Below are 21,704 nucleotides of genomic sequence, written 5' to 3' on the forward strand. Positions count from 1 at the left end.
GCCTTCAGACAAGGAATGTCCATGCAACGCGGACGCTCGCTCCCATATCTGTTCTTGGGGCCAACCCTGCTCATTCTCGTCGTCCTGGCGCTGGTGCCAACTGTTTTTGCAATCAACATTTCGCTGCAGAACAGGACTTTGTCGCAACCGGCGGCGGAATATGTCTGGTTTGCGAACTACGCGGCCCTGATTTCCGATCCGCGTTTTCTCAATGCATTGTGGGTTTCGCTGAAATGGGAAGTCCTGACGGTCGTGCTCACCATGTTGACCGGCGTGGGGCTTGGCATTGCGATGTTCGAAGCTGCCAGCCCGCGTATGCGAAATCTTCTCTGCGTCCTGTTCATCATTCCTGTGCTGCTGCCGCGCGTCTGCGCCGCATTCGTATGGAAGTTCGCGTTTCATCCGCTTTATGGCGCTCTGACCTGGCCTGTCCGCGAACTGACTGGCGCCACTCCGGACATTCTTTCGACACCTGTCGGGGCGCTGCTCGCCGTCGCCTTTGTAGACGTTTGGCAATGGGGCTTGTTTTTCGCGGTCATCGTGTTGAAACTGCTCGAAGCATTACCGCCTCAGCCCATGGAAGCGGCTCGTATCGATCGCGCCAGAAGATGGGAAATTCATCGCTTCATCACTTTACCGATGCTCAAGACACCGCTCATAAGTCTTCTGCTCGTCAAAGCCATCGAAAGCCTGCGTTCTTTCGATCTGGTTTACGTGATGACGCGCGGCGGGCCCGGAATCTCGACCGAAACCCTCGACATGTATGCCTATTCGCAAGGCTTCATTGAATCCGGAAAGATCTCCTACGCCTCATCGATGGCCGTCATCATGATGCTGCTTACCGTCGTCATTTTCACTGTTGCCTGGAAGAGATTGAACCGATGAAAATTTCGACCATCTTTCTGCGCGTGCTTCTCGTCTTTGCGGCAGCGCTCGTCGTTTTGCCGTTGCTCTGGACGTTGCTCAATGCGTTCAAGACCAATGCCGATCTTCTGGTAAGCACACCAAAAATCATCTTTCAGCCTGTCTGGGACAATATGAGCTATGTGCTCAACCGTCGCTCGGTGGCGCGTGCGCTTACGAATTCGCTGATCATCTGCTCGTCCGCTGTCGTCATTGGCGCATTGATTGGTGTGCCTGCCGCTTATGTCATCGCGCGATACAAAAACCGGATTACGACTGAGGCTCAGTTTTTCGTTTTATCGCTGCGTTTTCTGCCTCCCGTTGCGGTCGCCATTCCCATGTTGGTGATCTGGCTCACGCTCGATTTGTATGACAGTCGCCTTTCTCTCATCATCACTTATCTGATCATTACCGCATCGATTACGATTTGGCTGTCGGTTCCGGCGTTTGAGCGCGTGAGCCTCCATGTGGAAGAAGCCGCCAGGGTCGACGGGTTGGGGCGCTATGCAACATTTTTCCGTATTGCCCTGCCGATTGCCCGGTTTCAGGTATTTGGCGCCATCGCCTTCTCCTTCGTTCTCGTGTGGAACGAATTTCTTCTGGCAATGATGTTGACGACGTCTCGAGCCAAAACGCTGCCTATCATCGCTTCTGAAATGTCTCAGCTTGGCATGAATGTGCCGTGGGGCATCCTCAATGCCGCCGTCGTTCTTCTCTCCCTTCCGCCGTTGATCCTGCTTGGGCTTCTTGCGGGTGGATTGAATGCTGTCTTCACCAAAAAACAAAATCAGGAATGATCCGATGAAAGCACTTGTTCTGGAACGCATCGGCGAATTGAATCTGCGCGATATTGCGCTGCCTGCCGACATGGGGCCGGATGACGTTCGCATTAAACTGCATACGGTGGGGGTGTGCGGGAGCGATGTGCACTATTATACGCATGGGCGCATCGGAGACTTCGTGGTCGAACAACCAATGGTGCTTGGTCATGAAGCAGCAGGCACGGTGATCGAGGTCGGCGGGAATGTAACACACCTTAAGCCGGGAGACCGTGTTTGTATGGAGCCGGGCATTCCTGATCCGCTATCTCGCGCTTCGAAGCTTGGTCTCTACAACGTCGATCCGGCTGTGCGTTTCTGGGCAACTCCACCTATCCACGGAATTTTGTGTCCCGAAACGATCCATGCCGCAAACTTCACATATAAGCTGCCCGACAACGTATCTTTTGCAGAAGGCGCGATGGTCGAGCCCTTCGCCGTTGGCATGCAGGCTGCAACGCGCGCGCGCATTAATCCGGGCGATACGGCCGTCGTGACCGGTTGCGGCACAATCGGCATCATGGTCGCTCTGGCGGCCTTGGCGGGAGGCTGTTCCCGCGTCCTGATCTCGGATCTTTCGGATGCCAAGCTGAAACTGGCAGAAACCTATGATGGCATCACAGGCATCAATCTTCGCGAAACGGACATCGTGGATGCAGTCAATGATGCAACCGGCAATTGGGGAGCGGATATCGTCTTCGAATGTTCTGGAGCGGCGGCAGCCGTTCGCGACCTGTTCAAGATCGTGCGCCCTGGCGGCACGGTCGTGCTGGTCGGCTTGCCACCGGAGCCGGTGCCGTTCGATATTTCGGCTGCAACGGCACGGGAATGCCGGATCGAAACGGTCTTCCGCTATGCCAATGTGTTCGATCGTGCGCTTGCCTTGATTGGTGCAGGCAAAGTGAACCTGAAGCCACTGATTTCGGAGACTTTTCCGTTCGAACAATCCATTGCCGCTTTCAATCGGGCGGCTGAAGGCCGTGCGACCGATATCAAGCTGCAGATCATCCTGAACGAGGAGACAATCTGATGGCCGCCGTGGAATGCCGGTCCATGCTGAAGCGATATGGTGCACAGGAAGTTATCCGTGATTTCAACCTCGCAATCAATGATCATGAGTTCGTGGTTTTCCTTGGTCCTTCCGGTTGCGGAAAATCCACAATCCTGAGAATGATTGCCGGGCTTGAAGAAATCACTGGCGGCGACCTTATGATCGGCGGCCAGCGAGTGAATGATCGCGACCCCGGTGACCGCGGCATAGCCATGGTGTTCCAGAACTATGCGCTCTATCCGCACATGACTGTTCAGGAGAATATCGTTTTCGGGCTGGAGCGCGCGGGCACCCCCAAACAGACCATCGCTACCCGATTGGCGCCGGTGGTGACGGCGCTGGGGCTTGAAGCGTATCTCGCACGCAAACCTGCGGAACTCTCTGGAGGGCAGCAGCAGCGCGTTGCGATCGCACGCGCAATGATAAAAACACCGGACGTGTTCCTGTTCGATGAACCATTGTCCAACCTCGACGCAAAATTGCGTGGGAGTCTTCGGGTCGAAATCGCCAATCTTCATCATGAACTGAAGACGACCAGCATTTATGTAACCCACGATCAGCTTGAAGCGATGACTTTGGCAGACCGGATCGTGCTGATGAAGGATGGCCGCATAGAGCAGATGGGAACGCCTGAGGAAATCTATCAGGCTCCCGCAACGCTATTCGCTGCTGGCTTTATTGGCACGCCCAATATGAATTTCTTCGAACTCAATGCCAGTGATGGACAGCTTGCAGACGAAACCATCCGCTTGCCCTGTCCTTCCGGGCTACATCAGGGTCCGGTAACGGTCGGCATACGCCCAGGTTCATTCAGTCTGAATGAGGAAGGAGGGCAAATTCGCGGTGAGATTGAACGCAACGAATTTCACGGTGAGAATCGTCTGGTTACAATTCGCACCGGCAAGCACTTTTTCAATATCGCTGTTCCAGCTTCAATGCGTCTGCGGGAAGGCCAGAATATAGGGCTCGACGTGATGGCAGATAGCCTGCATCTATTCGACACAAATACCGCTTTGCGTATTCCGGTATCCGGTAGACAACAGGAGGGCTGAACCGCTGCGGTTCGGCTTCAAGGGCAGCTAGAGCATTTCCTGTTTTGATTGAATCATTGGAAATGCTCTATCCATTTGTTTTTACGCATGTCTTTATCCCGAAACCGGTTCCCACTTTCGGGAGACATGCTCTAGGCGTATCGCTGGCAGTTCATCTTTACTGTGCCTGTGGTTCTGCCTGCATCCGGCCGGTCACTTCCACGGCGGTATTGGCTTCGCCTCCTCCTCATTCAGTCCGATCTGCAATATAAATTTTTATTTCTCTTCCTTTAAAGAAGGGGATATTTCAATTTTATAAGTATATTGGTATCATTTCAATATATTTGACAGAATTGATGGCATTGAAAATTATACTCTCTCTATTTAGTGAGGGAGAGGACAATGGCTCGAATTCCAGGGACGGCGGAAGACGATCATATCGTCGGAACGGACAATGCGGACTATATCGCGACCTATGCTGGTGATGACGTTGTAGACGGAGGTAAAGGCAACGATTTCATCACGACAGGCCTGGGCGACGACCGTATCCGAACAGCAGATGGATTTGACAGAATTGACGGCGACGGTGGAGACGACCAGTTTGCCATTTTTAATACAGGCGGTGCGATCGCAGGAGGGTCGGGTGTAGATCGCATGATCATCGATCTCTATATGCGCGATCAGGATATCAGCCTTGGCGCCGGTCATCTCATGATGGGGAATAGTGCCGCCGACCACATCTATTTCAGCAGTATTGAACAGCTTGAGATTCAGTCAGGCAAGGGTAACGACTATCTCGACGCAACCACTTTTGCATTTGTCAAAGCCAGCGGCGGTGCGGGCAATGATGTGATCATATCCGGTGTTGGCGATGATGTGTTGAATGGTGATGCTGGTAACGATCAGCTCTTTGCGGGTGCGGGGCGCGATTCCGTCTGGGGTGGCGATGGCGACGATCTGATCAACGGAGCGGATGGCGACGATTATGTTCTGTCCGGCGGCGCTGGTGACGACCGGATTCTGGGTGGTGCGGGACGAGATTCGCTCTCAGGCGGTACCGGAAACGACACATTGTTTGGTGAAGCCGGTGATGATGACATCTACGGGGATGAAGGTGACGATATTCTTGATGGCGGCTCCGGAAACGATATCCTGTCTGGAGGCGATGGTTTCAACGTCATGCGGGGCGGAAGCGGCGACGACTGGTTTTTAACCACAAGCACTGGCGTGGCGGACGGCGGCGAAGGTTTCGACCATCTCGATGTCAGCCTTGATGGCAGGAGCGCGGCGGTGGATCTCGATCTTTCGACTGGACAAACCCCGACAGGTCTCAGCTTCATGAACATCGAGGAAATAGCAGTCACTGTATCCGGTGCTAACGACAACAGCCTCTATGGTTTTGAGGGTCGCGATATTTTCCAGACGGGTTCTGGCGCTGATTTCCTGGTGGGCCGAGCTGGCGACGATTTCCTTAATGCCAATGCCGGAGATGACAGGCTGGATGGCGGTGAGGGTAATGACCGTCTGGATGGCGGCGAGGGTGCGGATGAATTGATCGGAGGCGCAGGCGCAGATAATTTCGTATGGGATATTCTGGCACCTGACGGAACAGGCATTGATACCGTACGGGATTTTAGCGGGGCGGAAGGCGACGTTCTGGAATTTTCCTACATCGCCCAGAACAGTACCGGTATCGACGACTTCGATAGCTTTGTGACGGCATCTCGGGACACGGATGCCGGCTTGTTCGTCTCCTTCAACGGGGCGACGGATCACGGCATTCTGCTCGAAGGTGTGACCTTGTCGGATATTAGCCCGGATAGCATCGTGTTCGGCGACATCTGACAGAAAATGACCGTCATCGCCGGGCCGTTGGTTTGCCGCCAGAGATCCATTTCTGGCGGTGAACGGCGCTTGATCAGATTCTCGGAGGCAATATTGCTCGATATACAATCTCATTCGGTTGTCGGGCTGATGTGTTACGATGTTCTCGACCCGCTCTAAGTATTTGTTCTGTCGCATTATCCTACGCAAAACCGCTTCGCACTTTTGCTGGAAATGCTCTAGTATAGATTGCCTGACTATTGGAGGGGCCTTTCGCGACTTAAAGACGCGATATTATCAGATGCTATTCGCTGTGGGCCGCCGTATCCTGCCGGCATTCATTGAAATGGAGGCAGCCATGGCTGACAGTAATTCTTCGCGCGCCAAACGTAGCATACTTGTTGACGGTTTCACGAACAGCGTTCTCGACCCGAACCAGCCAATGCTCGGGCCTCTTCAAAATGGTGGAACGATTATCGCCAATACAGCTCCAGGCTGCTGGGGACCGATGATTACGCCTCGGTTGCGCGGCGGTCACGAAGTAACCAAGCCTGTATTCATCGACGGAGCCGAGGTTGGTGATGGCGTTGTCATCCGTATTCGCGATATTTCGGTGACCTCGCTGGCAACGGCTTCCGGACATGACACGGTTTCCAACCAGTTTTGTCTGGGGGATCCGTTTGTCGCCGCACGTTGCCCAACCTGTGACGAGGTTTGGCCGGAGACGCATATCGAAGGCGTTGGCCAGAATTCTGTTCGATGCAATAAATGCGGTAACGCGGTCAAACCGTTCTCAATGGAACATGGTTATACGGTTGTTTTCGATGATACGCAGTCGGTTGGCCTTACATTGCCTCAAGATGCTGCGCGGAAGATTGCTGAAAGAGCCGATCATTACGCCTCGTTGCCTGACAACTCGGTGCAGCATTCTATCTTGAATTATGCGCCGTCCGACCTTGTCGGCGCAATCGTGCGCATGCGTCCATTTCTAGGGCAGCTAGGCACAACGCCGTCAATAGCGATGCCGGATTCTCATAATGCCGGTGATTTCGGCGCGTTCCTGGTTGGGGCACCGCACAATTACGCACTCACAGCCGAGCAATTGCAGGAACACAAGACGGATGGCCACATGGATGTCGACGCTGTTCGCGCCGGAGCCGTTCTTGTCTGCCCGGTGAAGGTGAAGGGTGCCGGTGTTTACATGGGAGACATGCATGCCTCTCAGGGGGATGGAGAAATAGCCGGGCACACGATGGACGTCGCGGGAAGTGTCACGCTTCAGGTTGAAGTACTCAAGCACTACAATAATGACGGTCCCGTTCTTTTCCCCTTGCTTGAAGATCTTCCTCCTTTGGCGCGCCCCTTCAGCACAGAAGAAAAATTGAAGGCGGCAAAGCTGGCTCAACAGTGGGGCGTGAAGAATACGGAAGAGGTCGCGCCGATTTCTGTTATAGGCACGGCGCCAAACATGAATGCGGCTATTGTGAACGGATTGGAAAGAGCTGCGAAACTGCTTGGTATGAGCGTGGCGGAAGTCCGAAATCGTGCGACTGTAAATGGCGCAATCGAAATAGGTCGTGATCCCGGTGTGATCCAGGTTACCTTCCTGGCTCCGTTGAAAAGCCTGGATGCTGCCGGACTTGGAGAGATCGCGCGGAAGCAGTATGACCTCTAAGAGGCGCCAATATTTTTCGTGAAATAGATGCGGCCTTCGGGCCGCATTTTCGTTGATTGTCCGGGGCGTTCCGTCGCCAGCCGTTAGAGCGCCGATCTGAATGAATCAGATCGGCGCTCTAACTTATTCTATTTCAAGCATAATCTTATCGATCCTCGTTTCACTCCGGTCGGATTATGCTCTAATTCGGCGGGTGGAACTCGTTACCTGCCGTAATGCAGGCAGGCGGGGAGGGCACCGCTGTCTTCTGACGATTATTGGGCCGGTGTTTCATTCTGCTGGGGCTGTGAAGCCTCGGTCGTTGCGGGATCAGGCTGCTGAGGTGTCGTTGAGGGATCGTCGGCAAGAACTTCATTCGTCTTGGCTTTGATTTCCTCTGCTGTGGCGCAGCTATTGCCCATCTTGGCATCACGGTTAGCGCACTTCGAGTACTTCGCCGGTGCGACGATCAATGACCACGCGCATCTCGTTGTCACGACGGTCTATTCCCCGGACAATATAGACGCTTCTACGTCTTGAAACGCTGTCGACTTCCTCCATCCCTTCACTGCGCGCAATTCTCGCTGCCCGACGTTCGCTGATTTCATCGCGGCTGGGGCGTCCATCCCCGTCCGGAATGACCTGGATGCCGTTAGGGCCTATTTCGATGCTCTGTGCGTGCGCGGGAACGGTTGAAACGAGAGCCGATATCATTACAGCTACAATTGCCGAAAATTTGTACATGGCACCTGCCCATTGTTGGTTTGCGCCCGCCATGGCCATTAACCAGCCAGACCGTCGCCGGTTCCAGCTATCGCAGTCAAATCTTCTGACACTTTGAACATCCTGTGATAGCAACCAGCATGCAGTCGAAGCGTGATCCGGTTCATGCCACATGGTTTCCGTTATGCAGGGCGGAAACCGTAAACGTCTCCCTTTAACTTGCCGTCTTGACAGTATTCTATCGCCCGCACTACGCTGCAGTAACACGGCAGATTATTACTGAAGTGAGGGGAGGAATTCATGACTAAAGGTTCCATTTTTACAGGACTGGGTCGGGTTTCAATTTCACGACGCCAGTTTATAACCTCGAGCGCACTGGGCGCAGGTGCTCTGCTTCTACCGTCCTTACCATCTTTTGCGGCGGACACACCCAAAGTCGGTCTGGTCATGAAGTCGCTCGCCAACGAGTTCTTCAAGCAGATGCAGGCAGGCGCTGAGGATTATGCCGCCAAAAACACCGATAAGTTCTCATTCGCGGCTGTTGGCATGAAGGATGAGCGGGATTTTGCCGCTCAGGTCGATGCGGTCGAGAATTTTATTACACAGCAGTTCAACGTGATTGTGCTGGCTCCAGCCGATTCCAAAGCCATGGTGACGCCGGTGAAGAAGGCTCTGGAAGCCGGAATCAAGGTCATCAACATTGATGTGGCGCTCGATGAAGAGGCGAAAAAGCAGGCCGGTGTCGATCTTGCCTTTTTCGGTCCTGACAATCGCGAAGGAGCAAAGCTTGCCGGCATGGCGCTTGCCAAGGATCTGGGCAAAGGTGCCAAGGTGGTGATCCTCGAAGGCAATCCGGAAGCCGACAATGCCAAGGAGCGCAAGAAGGGTTTTGACGATGCCGTGGCCGAAGGCGGATTGACGCTGCTCGATTCCAAGACAGCACATTGGGAGACGGAAGAGGCCAACACGCTGATGACAAACTTCCTGACCCAATATCAGGACATTCAGGGCGTGATGGCTGCCAACGATTCCATGGCACTCGGCGTCGTGAAGGCGCTGGATGCTGCCGGAAAATCAGGTCAGATAAAGGTCGTGGGTTTCGACAATATTCCTGCTGTCCAGCCCTTGATCAAGGACGGCAAGATGTTGGCCACGGTCGATCAATTCGGTGCGCAGATGGCTGCCATGGGCATAGATTACGGCCTCAAGGAACTGGCGGGCGAGAAATTCTCTGGCTGGGTGAAGACGGATATCAAGCTGATCACCGCCCAGGATCTCTGAAACATCGCCAATTAGAGCGCATCCCGAAAAGTGTGAAACGCTTTTCGGATAAGATGCGCGTCAAAACAAATGGTTAGAGCGCCGATCTGATTCGATCAGATCGAAACGCGTTCTAAGGGGCGGCGCTCCAGGCGCCGCGCCTCTTTATCCGGCAGGCAGGAACAGACATGCAGTCAGCCGACGTCATTTTGAGATTGGAAAATGTCGGCAAGACCTTTCCGGGTGTGGTTGCGCTGAATGGTATCGCGCTGGAGCTGCAGCGCGGCGAGACGCATATCATCCTAGGCGAAAACGGTGCGGGTAAATCGACCCTTATCAAGCTTCTGGCGGGCATATACCAGCCCGATACGGGTGAAATTTTTCTGAACGGCCAGCCCTATAGGCCAAAGACCCCGCATGATGCGCAGGTTCAGGGTATTCGCATCGTGCATCAGGAACTCAACCTGCTGTCGCATCTTTCCATTGCGGAAAATCTGATGCTGGAGAGCCTGCCGAGGCGTTTCGGTATCATGGACCGGGCAACACTGAACCGGCGTGCCGATGAATTGCTGGCCGAGGTCGGCCTCGCGCTCGACCCGCGCATGCCGGTTTCGGAGCTTGGCGTTGCACAAATGCAGTTGGTCGAGATCGCCAAGGCGCTCGGCTATGACAGCAAACTGCTGGTTCTGGATGAGCCAACGGCGACATTGACGCCGCCGGAAATCGAACGGCTGTTTGCGATCATCAAGCGCCTGAAGACGAAAGGTGTCACGATCATCTACATTTCCCACCGTCTGCACGAGGTCTTCGAGATTGGCGACCGCGTGACGGTATTGCGCAACGGCCGTCTGGTCGAGACGCGCAACCTGCAGGGACTGAATGTGCCGGATCTGGTGCGTATGATGATTGGTCGTGACATTGCGGACGAGTACAGCTTCAACGCCGATATAAAGCCCGGTTCCGTCGCGTTGGAGGTGAAGGGGGTGAAGCGCAACAGCAAGGCTCCACCGGTTTCATTCTCGGTCCGGCAAGGTGAAATTCTGGGTGTTGCCGGTCTGGTCGGATCGGGTCGCACCGAGGTGATGCGTGCGATCTTTGGCGCGGATCCAAGATCGGCTGGGGAAATCGATGTTGATGGCAGGCCGGTGAAGATTCGCGACCCGCGTGATGCTGTGCGCAACGGTCTCGGTTTCCTGACCGAAGACCGTAAGAGCCAGGGGCTCCTGCTGGATATGCCTGTATACGTCAACGCCACGATCACCGATCTGAAAAAGATTTCGCATGGCGGTTTGTTGGACAGCAGCGTGGAGAAAGCCGCTGTGACCGAGCTCATCGAGCGGCTGCGCGTCAAGACATCTTCCATCGACACGCCGGTGCGTAATCTCTCCGGCGGCAATCAGCAAAAGGTGGTTCTGGCAAAATGGTTGTTCCGCGGGTCGTCCACACTGATACTGGATGAGCCGACACGTGGGGTCGATGTTGGCGCAAGGCGCGAAATCTATCAACTCCTGTGGATGCTGGCCGCCAACCGGAAAGCAATTATCATGATTTCCTCGGATCTGCCCGAGCTGATCGGCATGTGTCACCGCATTATTGTTTTCTCCAATGGCAAACTGGTGGGAGAACTGGATCGGTCGCAATTCGACCAAGAGCGTATTCTTTCGCTCGCTTATCAGGAGCATGTTCACGCATGACAGAGCCCACTTCCGCACCTGCCGAACATCCCGGCGCTGTTGACCGCCAGAAGCTGAAGCGCTTTCTGTTGCGCGATGCCGGTGTATTTCTGGCGCTGATCCTGATTACGCTGGTGTTTTCCGTCACCGCACCCTATTTCGCAACGTCGGGCAATGCGCTGAAGATCTTCGTTCAGATCGCCATCAACACGGTTCTGGCTGCGGGTATGACTTTTGTCATCCTGACTGGTGGCATTGACCTTTCAGTCGGCTCAGTTCTCGCATTATGCACGGTCGTCGGCGCCCTTATCATGACGTCGGGTCTGGATCCGGCCCTGTCAATCCCGCTGGCTGTCCTGGGGTGTATCGCCGTTGGCGGGCTGTGCGGGTTCATCAACGGCAAGGTGTCGACCTACTGGAAAATCCCGTCTTTCATTGTCACTCTGGGTATGCTGAATATCGCCGCCGGTGCGGCGCGTGTGGTTTCCAACAATTCCACCATCACCGGTCTTCCGCAGGGGTTCGTCGATTTCGGCAATCTGATTGTCGGCGGTTTCCTGCCGTCGATTTTCCTGATCGCAGTGGTGGTGATTGCTGTTGGATGGTTCATTTTGCGCTTCACCGTCTTCGGCCGCATGATCTATGCGGTCGGCGCGAATGATGAGGCGGTGCGCTTGTCGGGACACAATCCTGACGCCTACAAAGTAGCCGCCTTTGTCATTTCCGGTGTCACTGCGGGTATCGCTGCGGTTGTTTATCTCCTGCGCCTGAACATCGGAAGCCCGATTGCAGGCGTCGGCTACGAACTCAATGCGATCGCGGCCGTCATCATCGGTGGGACGAGCCTGTTCGGCGGCAAAGGTTCAATCGTCGGCACGCTGGCTGGTGCCTGCATCCTGCAGGTCCTGGCGACGGGCCTGCAATTGCTCGGTATCGGCGATAACTACAAACCAATCATCATCGGTACCGTGATCATCCTCGCCGTTATTGTCGATACCTATCGTGAGAGGCTATTACGACGGGTTCGCTGACGGTAAGATGGGAAGAGTAGGTCCAAGCTAGTCAAAGGGGCCATCGATCAGATCGAAACGCGCTCTGGAACCCGGCGCTTTATGTTTCAAATCGCGCCGGGCTAAAGCTTGCAGTTACTTCTTCGAACTGGTGGTCAACGGAACTACGATCTCTTTCCAGAACTTGTCTTCATCGATGTAGTTCTGAATAGCAGCCTTTTGCGTGCCGACCGGTCCCGGTTTTGCTTCCGCATTGCCTCCAATATCATTGTTGGTGAAAGCAAGGCTTCGGCCATAGTCCAGGCCCATCTCCGTGTTCACGTCGACATACACACCGCTGATAGGCGCAGCCGCACCATTTGCCGGGCGAGGGGCGTTGTTCCAGGCCAGAACGATTGACGGATCGATGACATAGGCTGCGGCAAACAGGTCCCACACATTGTCGGGCCCGAATACTGCCCCGCCGTCCGCCTTGATCTTTTCCTCTCGTGCAAGCCAGAGCTTCTTGATGCCGGGAGGGCTGTTATCGACCATTTGCCGATACAGACCCTCTGGCATTCCTCCTGTATGTTCATTGGCTTCCAGACCGGAGATTACCTGATTGCCGTATGCTTTGAAGGTTTCGGATTTCGGGTCCCCCCATTTGGCTCGGACACTGATCTTGGCGGCTTCTGGGTCCGCCCACCAGTTGAACTCTGCCGACGCTGATGAATTTCCGGGGACATAGAAAGCGCCACCCATATAAACAATTTCGGCGACCTTCGATGGAAAGCTCGGGTCTTTGAGAATAGCCCTCGCAATATTGGTGAGTGGGCCGATTGCTACCAGCTTAACCTGGCCGGGATATTTGTTGACGGTGTCGACAAGGAAGTCCACGGCGTCTCTGTTTCCGTCCGGGTCCGGATTATCCAGGCCATATACCCGCTTATAGGTTGGCGCTTCGCCATATTTGTACTTATAGACGTCGGGCCATTTTGCCGTGGGATCCGCATCGATCTCATTGCCGGCATCCGGTCGCAGATAGCCACCCCAGCCTGTGATAGGGCTGATCTGCAATTCGGCTGCCAGAACGTCTGGAGCGGCCCGATTTCCTCGCCAGTTGCGAATACCATACCGGCTGCCTTCATAGATGGGCACATCGGAGCCGAGCGCTTCCAGTTGTCGGACACCCGCAGCCACACCCGCTGGCATGGGCGTATTCCCCGAAACGACAGTCACGCCGAGCAGATCGATGTTGGGAGCCCGCTCCAGCAGGAGCATGGCGGTACCATCGTCGAATAGCTCGACCATGTCAGCGTCCAAGATGACTTTCGTGCGAGGCTCCTGCGAAAATGCAACGCCGGATACTGCCAGCGAGCAAGTCAAAGTCCAGGCAAAGATAGACGGCCTGATATCCATTCTGTCCTCCCTTTGTGGTGATCCGCGTTGGTAAAACGCGGCATTAGGATAGAATATCACGCAGTTTTTCTTGTCAATATCAGCGGATATTGTAAGGCCGCATGTTAAAAGAAGACGGATTTGATCTGTATTCGATGATAATAGATTGAATTCGGAAATTCAGCGTATCAAATAAACCTGCACGCCTCGGGAGTGGATTGTCGCTACTGTCAGTCCCGAACGGTTTTCTGTAGCCAACCACATTGCATTGTCGCTGCACGCAATGTGGTTCCCACAGGTAGTTTGTCGGTCGGCGCAACAGGCCGACCGACGAGTTTTCGCGTCGGCTTTACTTCTGCCAACTCTTGACCAGTTCGTCGTAATTGACCGTAACCGGCTTTTCCTTCTCGTTTTCTATCTTCAACTGAGGAGCGAGGTTGCCCTTGGAAACGGCATCCTTGTTCCAGTATTCGATGTCATGCTCTTCGGCGAGTTTCGGTCCGATGTCACCTTGAACCCCTGCGCGCTCCAGACGCGCGAGAACTTTTTCCTGTTCCGCGCAAAGCGAATCCATCGCTCCTTGCGCTGTTTTCGCGCCTGACGATGCATCGCCGATCGCCTGCCACCAAAGCTGGGCCAGCTTTGGATAGTCAGGAACGTTGGTGCCGGTCGGCGACCACTGTACCCTGGCCGGAGACCGATAGAACTCGACGAGACCGCCGAGCTTGGGTGCCCTGTCCGTAAAGTTCTGGTGATGGATGGACGAGTCACGAATGAAGGTCAGTCCCACATGGCTCTTTTTCACATCGACCGTCTTGGACGTCACAAACTGCGCATAGAGCCACGCAGCCTTGGCGCGGTCATCTGGAGTGGATTTCATCAGTGTCCAGGAACCCACGTCCTGATAGCCGAGCTTCATGCCGTCTTTCCAGTAAACACCGTGCGGGGAGGGGGCAACGCGCCATTTGGGCGTTCCGTCCTCATTCACAACGGGCAGTCCAGGCTTGGCCATATCCGCTGTAAACGCCGTGTACCAGAAGATCTGCTGGGCAATATTGCCCTGCGATGGGACAGGGCCGGATTCCGAGAAGGTCATGCCCTGGGCCTCCGCCGGAGCATAGGCCTTGATCCAGTCGAGATATTTCTGGATGGCGTAGACTGAAGCCGGCCCGTTGGTGTCGCCGCCGCGCGCGACGCACGAGCCGACGGGACGCGACTGGTCATCGACCTTGATGCCCCATTCGTCGACAGGCAAACCGTTCGGCAGGCCCTTGTCACCGTTACCGGCCATGGAGAGCCAGGCATCGGTGAAGCGCCAGCCGAGTGACGGGTCCTTCTTGCCGTAGTCCATATGGCCGTAGACCTTTTTGCCATCGAGCTCGCGGCCGGTGAAGAATTCGGCGATGTCCTCATATGCCGACCAGTTGACCGGAACGCCGAGATCGTAACCATACTTGGCTTTGAAGTCGGCCTTGTTCTTTTCGTCGTTGAACCAGTCGTAACGGAACCAGTAGAGGTTGGCGAACTGCTGGTCGGGAAGCTGGTAGAGTTTCTTGTCCGGGGCAGTGGTGAACTTGCTGCCGATGAAGTCGTCCAGATCAAGGCCCGGATTGGTAACGTCCCTGCCTTCATTGGCCATGAAGTCGGTCAGGTTGCGCACTTGCTGATAGCGCCAGTGCGTGCCGATCAGATCGGAGTCGTTGACCCAGCCGTCATAAAGATTCTGGCCGGTCTGCATCTGGGTCTGGATTTTTTCGACGACATCCCCTTCCTGAATGATGTCGTGCGTGACCTTGATGCCGGTGATGGCGGTAAATGCGGGCGCCAGCACCTTGGATTCATAATCATGGGTGGTCAGCGATTCCGAAACGACTTTAATATCCATGCCCTGGAAAGGCTTGGCCGCATCGATGAACCACTGCATTTCCTTTTCCTGATCGGCGCGCGACAGGGATGAAAGGTCGCCGATTTCCTTGTCGAGAAATTGCTTCGCCTCATCCATTCCTGCCGAAGCTGCACCTGTCATTGCCAGCACGATGAGTGCCGTAGTCGTCATTAGATGCCGTCGCATGTTGATCCTCCCAAAGCTTGCGAGTGCATATCGACTTTTTGGGCGCGGTATGTCCCCCGAGCCCACTACTGCATGAAGCGGACGTATCTCGCTTCGGACTCCTTATACAAAGCGGAATACGCCAATGGCGTAGACCACTGAAATGGCGACAGCCCACCATAGGTTCGGACCAACCAGCCCAAGCCATGCCAGATTGATGAATGCGCTGCCGAGCAGCGAGATGAACAAACGGTCGCCGCGTGTTGTTTCGAACCGCAGGATGCCGTTGCGCGGCGAGCCGCCGGGCGAGACATATTCCCACACGCACATGCCCAGCAGCAGAATCGCTATCGCGCTGAAAAACACTGCAGTCTGCCAGGTCCAGGCCATCCAGGAAAAGTCGGGCATATGAAACATTGTCATACCCTCCCCAGGGCGAAGCCCTTGGCGATGTAATTGCGGACAAACCAGATCACCAGTGCGCCGGGTATCAGCGTCAGAACACCGGCCGCAGCGAGAAGCCCCCAATCCATACCGGCTGCGGAAACCGTGCGCGTCATCGTGGCGGCGATGGGCTTCGCGTCAGTCGTCGTGAGTGTGCGCGCAATCAGCAATTCCACCCAGGAGAACATGAAGCAGAAGAATGCTGCCACGCCGATGCCTGATGCGATCAGGGGCATGAAAATCTTCACGAAGAATTTTGGAAACGAATAGCCGTCGATATAAGCTGTTTCGTCGATTTCTTTCGGCACGCCCGACATGAAGCCTTCCAGAATCCACACTGCCAGCGGCACGTTGAACAGACAATGCGCCAGTGCGACCGCGATATGGGTATCGATGAGCCCGAAGGCTGAATAGAGCTGGAAGAACGGCAGGGCGAACACGGCCGGTGGCGCCATTCGGTTGGTCAGGAGCCAGAAGAAGAGGTGTTTGTCGCCCAGGAAATTGTATCGCGAGAAGGCATAAGCCGCGGGTAGCGCTACCGAAACTGAAATCACCATGTTCATGACGACATAGGTGATCGAGTTGATATAACCCGAATACCAGGCGGAGTCAGTAAAGATGGCGCGATAGTTCTGCAAGGTCGGCTGGTGTGGAAAGAGCGTCAGCGACGTGAGGATTTCCTGATTGGTCTTGAAGCTCATATTGATGAGCCAGTAAATCGGGATAAGCAGTAACACGATATAGATCGTCGGGATCAACCAGCCGAACCGCGACGTGTCTCGTCTGCTTGATCGCTGTCTGATGGTGCTTGCAACCGGCACAATGGCAGGCGTGCCGCCCACAACGGTCCCCGCAGAGGCTCCTACAGAAGTTCCTTGCACGGCGTTCATCTCACACCTCCTGATCGTGGCTTGTCATGACGGTGTAGAACACCCACGACAGGAGCAGGATAATGAGGAAGTAGATCAGCGACATAGCCGCTGCTGGCCCCAGATCGAATTGACCCAGTGCCATTTTGACCAGATCGATCGACAAGAAAGTCGTCGAATTGCCCGGCCCGCCGCCAGTCACCACAAAAGGCTCAGTATAGATCATGAAACTATCCATGAACCGGAGCAGAACGGCGATCAGCAGAACGCGCTTCATCTTGGGTAGCTGGATGTAGCGAAATACCGAAAAGCGCGAAGCCCCATCAATCCTTGCTGCCTGATAATAGGCATCGGGGATGGATACGAGGCTCGCATAACACAGCAGCACCACAAGGCTGGTCCAGTGCCAAACGTCCATGACGATGACCGTCACCCAGGCATCGAACGGATCGTTGACGTAATTGTAATCCAGTCCGAGCCAGTTGGCGTAATAGCCGAGCAAGCCGATGTCACTGCGTCCGAAAACCTGCCAGATCGTGCCGACCACGTTCCACGGGATCAGCAAGGGCAATGCCATGGTGACCAGACACACCGGGACCCAGAAGCCCTTTTTGGGCATGTTGAGGGCAATCAGGATACCAAGAGGTATCTGGATAGCCAGGATGATGAATGAAAAAATGAGATTGCGCCCAAGCGCATCCCAGAAGCGACCGGAGTGAAGGATCTGTTCGAACCAGTCTGTTCCAGCCCAGAAGAACTGGTTGTTACCGAACGTATCCTGCACCGAATAATTCACTACTGTCATGAGCGGAATGACGGCAGAAAAGGCGACCAGCACCAGCACCGGCAGGACCATGAACCAGGCCTTGTTGTTCCAGCTTTTTTCCACAGTCAGCCCTCCATTCCCACGCGCCACGAATCCGCGAATATACCGATTGCCTTCGGATCGAAGGTCACATGCGGATCAGTGGGTATCTCGTTATCCTCGCCGATCACGATGGCCAGTTTCTGCCCCTCGAAGCCCGCTCGCACGATACGGTAACGTCCAATATCCTCTACCTTGTCGATACGGATCGGCAGACCTTCACGACCGAGCCTGACAAATTCCGGTCGGATACCCAATTCGATGCGCGTTGCATCGCCAGTCTGCGGTGTGCCGGGCAGCGGAATGGTTTGCGCGCCCACTGTCGCGGTGCGGCCTTCGATCCGGGCTGGCATAAGGTTCATGCCCGGCGAGCCGATGAAATAGCCGACGAATGTATGCTTCGGACGCTCGAACAATTCCGCCGGGGTGCCGATCTGTACGATTTCCCCATTATGCATCACCACGACCTTGTCGGCGAATGTCAGTGCCTCCGTCTGGTCGTGTGTGACATAAACCATCGTGAAACCCGTTTGACGGTGCATGCGCTTCAGTTGCGAACGCAACACCCACTTCATGTGCGGATCGATAACCGTCAGCGGTTCGTCAAAAAGGATCGCGTTTACATTCGCGCGTACCAGACCCCGACCGAGTGAAATCTTCTGCTTCTGATCGGCCGTCAGTCCGCGCGCGCGCCGCCCGGCAATGCCGTCGAGGTCCGTCATCTCCAGAATGTCCTTGACGCGACGTTGCACTTCCGCTTCCGGCATACGTCGATTACGCAGCGGAAAAGCAAGATTGTCGAAAACGGTCATCGTGTCATAAACGACAGGAAACTGGAAAACCTGCGCAATATTGCGATCCTCAGTGGCAAGTTCGGTCACGTCCTGGCCATCGAAAAGGATACGCCCTTCGGTCGGTTGCAGAAGGCCGGAGATGATGTTGAGCAGAGTTGTCTTGCCGCAGCCGGAAGGGCCGAGCAGCGCATAGGCACCGCCGTCCTCCCACTCATAATTGACCATGTTGAGCGCATATTCACCTGCGGCCTGTGCCTTTGCATTATAGGCGTGTCGGATATGATCGAGAGTGATACGTGCCATCGTCGCCCTCCTACGTCGCCAGATCGACCGCATGGCCGACTGCACGACCGGTTTCGTCGAATGCCATCAGGTGTCGCGTGTCGAGATAGACTTCGATTTCGCGGTCGGGCTCGAGGATCTGGATGCCGTGCGCCAGCATGACCCAACGGTCCCCTTCGTAATCGAGATGTATAAAGCTCTCCGATCCGGCGATCTCGGACACCAGAGTACGGGCTCGAATGGGAACCGTCGTGTTCTCGGTTGGCTGCACAAGCAGGTGATGCGGCTGAAAGGCGATGGTCAGCGGACCGTCGCTTAATTTGGCCAACTGGCCCGGCACGGGAAGGGCGGGGCGATCGGCCCGCAGGAAACGGTCGCCTGACTTGACCATGCGCGCCGTGTTCAAGGGCGGGTCGGCAAATGTGCGTGCTGTGACGAGGTCGAGAGGGCGGCGATATACATCAATTGTACGGCCAAACTGGGTGATGCGGCCTTGCGAGAGCGCAGCCGTATTGCCGCCGAGCAGCAGGGCTTCCGAAGGTTCGGTCGTTGCATAGACGAAGATTGCGCCGGATTCGGCAAAGATGCGCGGCAGCTCTTCGCGTAATTCCTCACGCAGCTTGTAGTCGAGATTTGCCAGCGGTTCGTCAAGCAGCACCAGATTGGCCTTTTTCACGATGGCCCGGGCAATCGCCGTGCGCTGTTGCTGGCCACCGGAAAGGTTGAGCGGTGTACGATCCAGATAAGGCGTCAGCTTGAGAAGTTCCGCTGCCTTGCGAACCTCACTGTCGATTTCCGATTGTGCCTTGCCGGCAATGCGCATTGGCGAGGCAATGTTTTCGTAGACGGTCAAGGCCGGGTAATTGATGAATTGCTGATAAACCATCGCCACATTGCGCTTCTGCACGGGCATGCCGGTAACATCCTGCCCGTCGAACAGGATCGAGCCCTCGCTTGGCTTGTCCAGTCCGGCCATCAGACGCATCAGTGAAGTCTTGCCAGACAAGGTGGGGCCGAGCAGGACATTCAGGCTTCCGCGTGGAAGAATGAGGCTTGTGGAATGGATATGAGTCTCTCCACCCACCATTTTCGTGATATTTCGCAATTCCAGCATATGTCCCGAGGCCTCCTCCAACCGTCGGAATTATTGCGCTTATTGGCTAATCCCCTCAATATGGGCTTTCAGGGACTGTGCCTTACCCTTTATGAGCAACCTGCCCAGTTTGTTTCTTCGCAACAATTTCTGTTCTACGGTCAGTCTCGTCACGTGTTCACGAAGTGTGCGGGCGCTACCATACCGGGGTTTCCCAAAAGACCCTATCCGACATACTACAGCACAGCACCAGGCGCTCAACAAGCGCGAGCCTTCACGTGAGGCGGCGCGACAAGCAGAGACATCTTCTGTGTTCGAACAATCCCGGTTCGGATTATTTTGATAAGCAGACAATTCGCAATTTTGACGATAGCGCAGAGCGCAACTATTACCCCTGACGGTCATGAGTGGCTGGCCAGGATCAAAACAATTCGTGTTGGTCAGAGCCCTGACGTAGCCCCGTCTGACTGCCGTTCTCGCGATATCTCTGACGTTTATATCACCGTTATCTGAAGAGAGGGCACGCGCATTTGCAACTGACATGTTCCTCCGCTCGATCACACGTTCAGCCTTTGCCGGTGTGAAAGTGAATTAATGAAAATCGAAAACAAAAGGAAAGTCAAATGAAGATAATTGTTTCAATTGCGAAACCTGCTCAGCCGCCATTCGCACCGGGTGACCGGGCGAAATGATGGTGCGCGTTCGTTGTGAGCGGCGTGGGTTGGTTGGCTCAGGAAAATGGTCAAAATCCCGAGGCGATATGGACCGCGTTTACGCCAAACACTCAAGGGAACATTGCGTATAGCAATGGCTACGCCGAAGCGTCGCCCGGAAATCAACCCCCAAGCCTTCGGAGCAGCCTTCCTGCTCAATGAGGGATGAATGAGCAAGGAGCAGCACCGAAGGTAGTAGGGCGCGCGGTAGCGCGCCCCTGTCATTAATAGTGGCCCCGCCTCACTCGTGGCCCACTGTAATAGGGGTGCCTGTGATGGTTGCGCCAGGCATTGTGCCTGTAATGACGGTGTGAATGCCAGCGCGGTCCACGATAATGGCGGTTATGCGAACGCCAATGGTTTCGCTGGTAATGATGCCGTTTCTTCCAGTGTTTCCGTGAATGATGGCCCCGATGATCCCGGACCTGTTCGACATTCGAACTCACGTCTGGCTTTGCGACGTTAAGCATTGGTGCTGCGTTCGCTGCACCCGCTCCGATCAGCATCCCGACACCGAGAACACCGGCGATCAGTCCTTTAACTAGGTTCATTCTGCGTACTCCTTTCAAGTTCGCATCCTGAAACCTAGCGCATGAACTGACGATGAACAGGAAAATACAGGAAATATCCGGACTGGTGACCATGCAACATTTCCAGACAAAAACTGTATCAGACTAGCACCTTCGCACTTCAACGACTACGTATAGGAATGAAGTCGTGCCTATGAAAACGTAAGGGAGAAATATGCTTAGAACTGGCGTCGTTGGAACCATTCTGATGCTGTTTGCAGTTTTTCCTGCTGTGGCAAACGACGCGCAACTGGTCGCCGATATGGCTTCCAAGTGCTGGAAGTTGCCCGAGGACATGGACTATCAACGAGCGTCTGCAACTTTCGAGGTTACATATAATGCCGAGGGCGAGTTGGTGCGCATTGTCACTGTCGAGTATCAGCCAGTTCGGCGGGCAGGTCGAGAATTTGCAATCAGCGCTCAACAGGCGTTGAATGAATGTGCGGACAAAACTCCGGTCAAGTCTCGGACAATCCGGGTCGTAATGCGATATACGGCACCTGCATCGGATGGACCATTGATCATGAAGAAGCCTCTCCGGTAGTCGGACAATGCTCCCACAAGCAACGCGATATCCCTCACATTACCTGATTGACGGTTATAGCGATCATGTGGAGGACATCATCAGCGGAGCAGCCGCGGGAGAGGTCGTTTGCGGGTTTTGCGAGGCCCTGGAGCACGGGGCCGATGGCCTGTGCTCC

The 21,704-nt window shown here is 54.9% G+C and carries 19 protein-coding genes; 9 read left to right on the forward strand and 10 right to left on the reverse strand.

Annotated features, from left to right (window positions below):
- The first annotated feature begins 21 nt into the window (after nucleotides 1–21).
- From FIB18_RS19940 to FIB18_RS19965, 6 genes are all read left to right on the forward strand, one after another.
- Nucleotides 22–885 (forward strand): carbohydrate ABC transporter permease, encoded by an 864-nt coding sequence (locus FIB18_RS19940; RefSeq protein ID WP_109988125.1) that lies wholly within the window; start codon nucleotides 22–24, stop codon nucleotides 883–885.
- On the forward strand, nucleotides 882–1,700 hold the full coding sequence (locus FIB18_RS19945; protein ID WP_140022355.1) for a carbohydrate ABC transporter permease: 819 nt from the start codon (nucleotides 882–884) through the stop codon (nucleotides 1,698–1,700). Before FIB18_RS19940 ends, FIB18_RS19945 begins: the two co-directional genes overlap by 4 nt.
- A 4-nt stretch (nucleotides 1,701–1,704) precedes the next feature.
- Nucleotides 1,705–2,751 carry an NAD(P)-dependent alcohol dehydrogenase gene (locus FIB18_RS19950; RefSeq protein ID WP_140022356.1) on the forward strand — a complete coding sequence of 349 codons (1,047 nt, stop codon included), beginning with the start codon at nucleotides 1,705–1,707 and terminating at the stop codon, nucleotides 2,749–2,751.
- A complete protein-coding gene (locus FIB18_RS19955) occupies nucleotides 2,751–3,824 on the forward strand; it encodes an ABC transporter ATP-binding protein (RefSeq protein ID WP_140022357.1) in 1,074 nt (357 codons plus the stop codon). Before FIB18_RS19950 ends, FIB18_RS19955 begins: the two co-directional genes overlap by 1 nt.
- A 381-nt stretch (nucleotides 3,825–4,205) precedes the next feature.
- The gene (locus FIB18_RS19960) at nucleotides 4,206–5,648 is read left to right on the forward strand and encodes a calcium-binding protein (protein ID WP_140022358.1); all 1,443 of its coding nucleotides are present in this window, start codon (nucleotides 4,206–4,208) and stop codon (nucleotides 5,646–5,648) included.
- 337 nt (nucleotides 5,649–5,985) lie between these two features.
- Nucleotides 5,986–7,302 carry an acetamidase/formamidase family protein gene (locus tag FIB18_RS19965; RefSeq protein WP_140022359.1) on the forward strand — a complete coding sequence of 439 codons (1,317 nt, stop codon included), beginning with the start codon at nucleotides 5,986–5,988 and terminating at the stop codon, nucleotides 7,300–7,302.
- Between the two features lie 414 nt (nucleotides 7,303–7,716).
- Here the strand turns inward: FIB18_RS19965 and FIB18_RS19970 are convergent, their stop codons facing one another.
- A complete protein-coding gene (locus tag FIB18_RS19970; RefSeq protein WP_140022360.1) occupies nucleotides 7,717–8,025 on the reverse strand; it encodes a PepSY domain-containing protein in 309 nt (102 codons plus the stop codon).
- Nucleotides 8,026–8,304: 279 nt separating this feature from the next.
- Here FIB18_RS19970 and FIB18_RS19975 point away from each other — a divergent pair, with 279 nt between their 5' ends.
- The 3 genes from FIB18_RS19975 to FIB18_RS19985 all read left to right on the forward strand — a co-directional run bounded on the left by FIB18_RS19975 (nucleotide 8,305) and on the right by FIB18_RS19985 (nucleotide 11,968).
- On the forward strand, nucleotides 8,305–9,285 hold the full coding sequence (locus FIB18_RS19975) for a sugar ABC transporter substrate-binding protein (RefSeq protein ID WP_140022361.1): 981 nt from the start codon (nucleotides 8,305–8,307) through the stop codon (nucleotides 9,283–9,285).
- A gap of 167 nt (nucleotides 9,286–9,452) precedes the next feature.
- A complete protein-coding gene (locus FIB18_RS19980; RefSeq protein ID WP_140022362.1) occupies nucleotides 9,453–10,958 on the forward strand; it encodes a sugar ABC transporter ATP-binding protein in 1,506 nt (501 codons plus the stop codon).
- On the forward strand, nucleotides 10,955–11,968 hold the full coding sequence (locus tag FIB18_RS19985) for an ABC transporter permease (protein ID WP_140022363.1): 1,014 nt from the start codon (nucleotides 10,955–10,957) through the stop codon (nucleotides 11,966–11,968). The genes FIB18_RS19980 and FIB18_RS19985 overlap by 4 nt, the downstream gene beginning before the upstream one ends.
- A 114-nt stretch (nucleotides 11,969–12,082) precedes the next feature.
- Here FIB18_RS19985 and FIB18_RS19990 read toward each other — a convergent pair whose 3' ends face one another.
- The 9 genes from FIB18_RS19990 to FIB18_RS20035 form a co-directional block, all read right to left on the reverse strand.
- The gene (locus FIB18_RS19990) at nucleotides 12,083–13,345 is read right to left on the reverse strand and encodes a nucleoside hydrolase (protein ID WP_140022364.1); all 1,263 of its coding nucleotides are present in this window, start codon (nucleotides 13,343–13,345) and stop codon (nucleotides 12,083–12,085) included.
- Between the two features lie 328 nt (nucleotides 13,346–13,673).
- Nucleotides 13,674–15,395 (reverse strand): ABC transporter substrate-binding protein, encoded by a 1,722-nt coding sequence (locus tag FIB18_RS19995; protein WP_140022365.1) that lies wholly within the window; start codon nucleotides 15,393–15,395, stop codon nucleotides 13,674–13,676.
- Nucleotides 15,396–15,497: 102 nt separating this feature from the next.
- Nucleotides 15,498–15,791, reverse strand: a complete 294-nt coding sequence (locus tag FIB18_RS20000) for a DUF2160 domain-containing protein (RefSeq protein WP_140022366.1) — start codon at nucleotides 15,789–15,791, stop codon at nucleotides 15,498–15,500.
- Nucleotides 15,792–15,793: 2 nt separating this feature from the next.
- Nucleotides 15,794–16,708 carry a carbohydrate ABC transporter permease gene (locus FIB18_RS20005; RefSeq protein WP_140022367.1) on the reverse strand — a complete coding sequence of 305 codons (915 nt, stop codon included), beginning with the start codon at nucleotides 16,706–16,708 and terminating at the stop codon, nucleotides 15,794–15,796.
- Between the two features lies 1 nt (nucleotide 16,709).
- The gene (locus FIB18_RS20010) at nucleotides 16,710–17,576 is read right to left on the reverse strand and encodes a carbohydrate ABC transporter permease (protein WP_105543890.1); all 867 of its coding nucleotides are present in this window, start codon (nucleotides 17,574–17,576) and stop codon (nucleotides 16,710–16,712) included.
- Nucleotides 17,577–17,578: 2 nt separating this feature from the next.
- The gene (locus FIB18_RS20015) at nucleotides 17,579–18,649 is read right to left on the reverse strand and encodes an ABC transporter ATP-binding protein (RefSeq protein ID WP_140022368.1); all 1,071 of its coding nucleotides are present in this window, start codon (nucleotides 18,647–18,649) and stop codon (nucleotides 17,579–17,581) included.
- Between the two features lie 10 nt (nucleotides 18,650–18,659).
- Nucleotides 18,660–19,742, reverse strand: a complete 1,083-nt coding sequence (locus FIB18_RS20020; RefSeq protein WP_140022369.1) for an ABC transporter ATP-binding protein — start codon at nucleotides 19,740–19,742, stop codon at nucleotides 18,660–18,662.
- Nucleotides 19,743–20,675: 933 nt separating this feature from the next.
- On the reverse strand, nucleotides 20,676–20,870 hold the full coding sequence (locus FIB18_RS20025) for a hypothetical protein (protein ID WP_140022370.1): 195 nt from the start codon (nucleotides 20,868–20,870) through the stop codon (nucleotides 20,676–20,678).
- 711 nt (nucleotides 20,871–21,581) lie between these two features.
- Nucleotides 21,582–21,704 (reverse strand): phosphate acyltransferase (locus FIB18_RS20035; RefSeq protein ID WP_268898999.1); only part of this gene is annotated, 123 nt, incomplete at its 5' end.

Source organism: Brucella pecoris, assembly GCF_006376675.1.
In the GTDB taxonomy this organism is placed as follows: domain Bacteria; phylum Pseudomonadota; class Alphaproteobacteria; order Rhizobiales; family Rhizobiaceae; genus Brucella; species Brucella pecoris.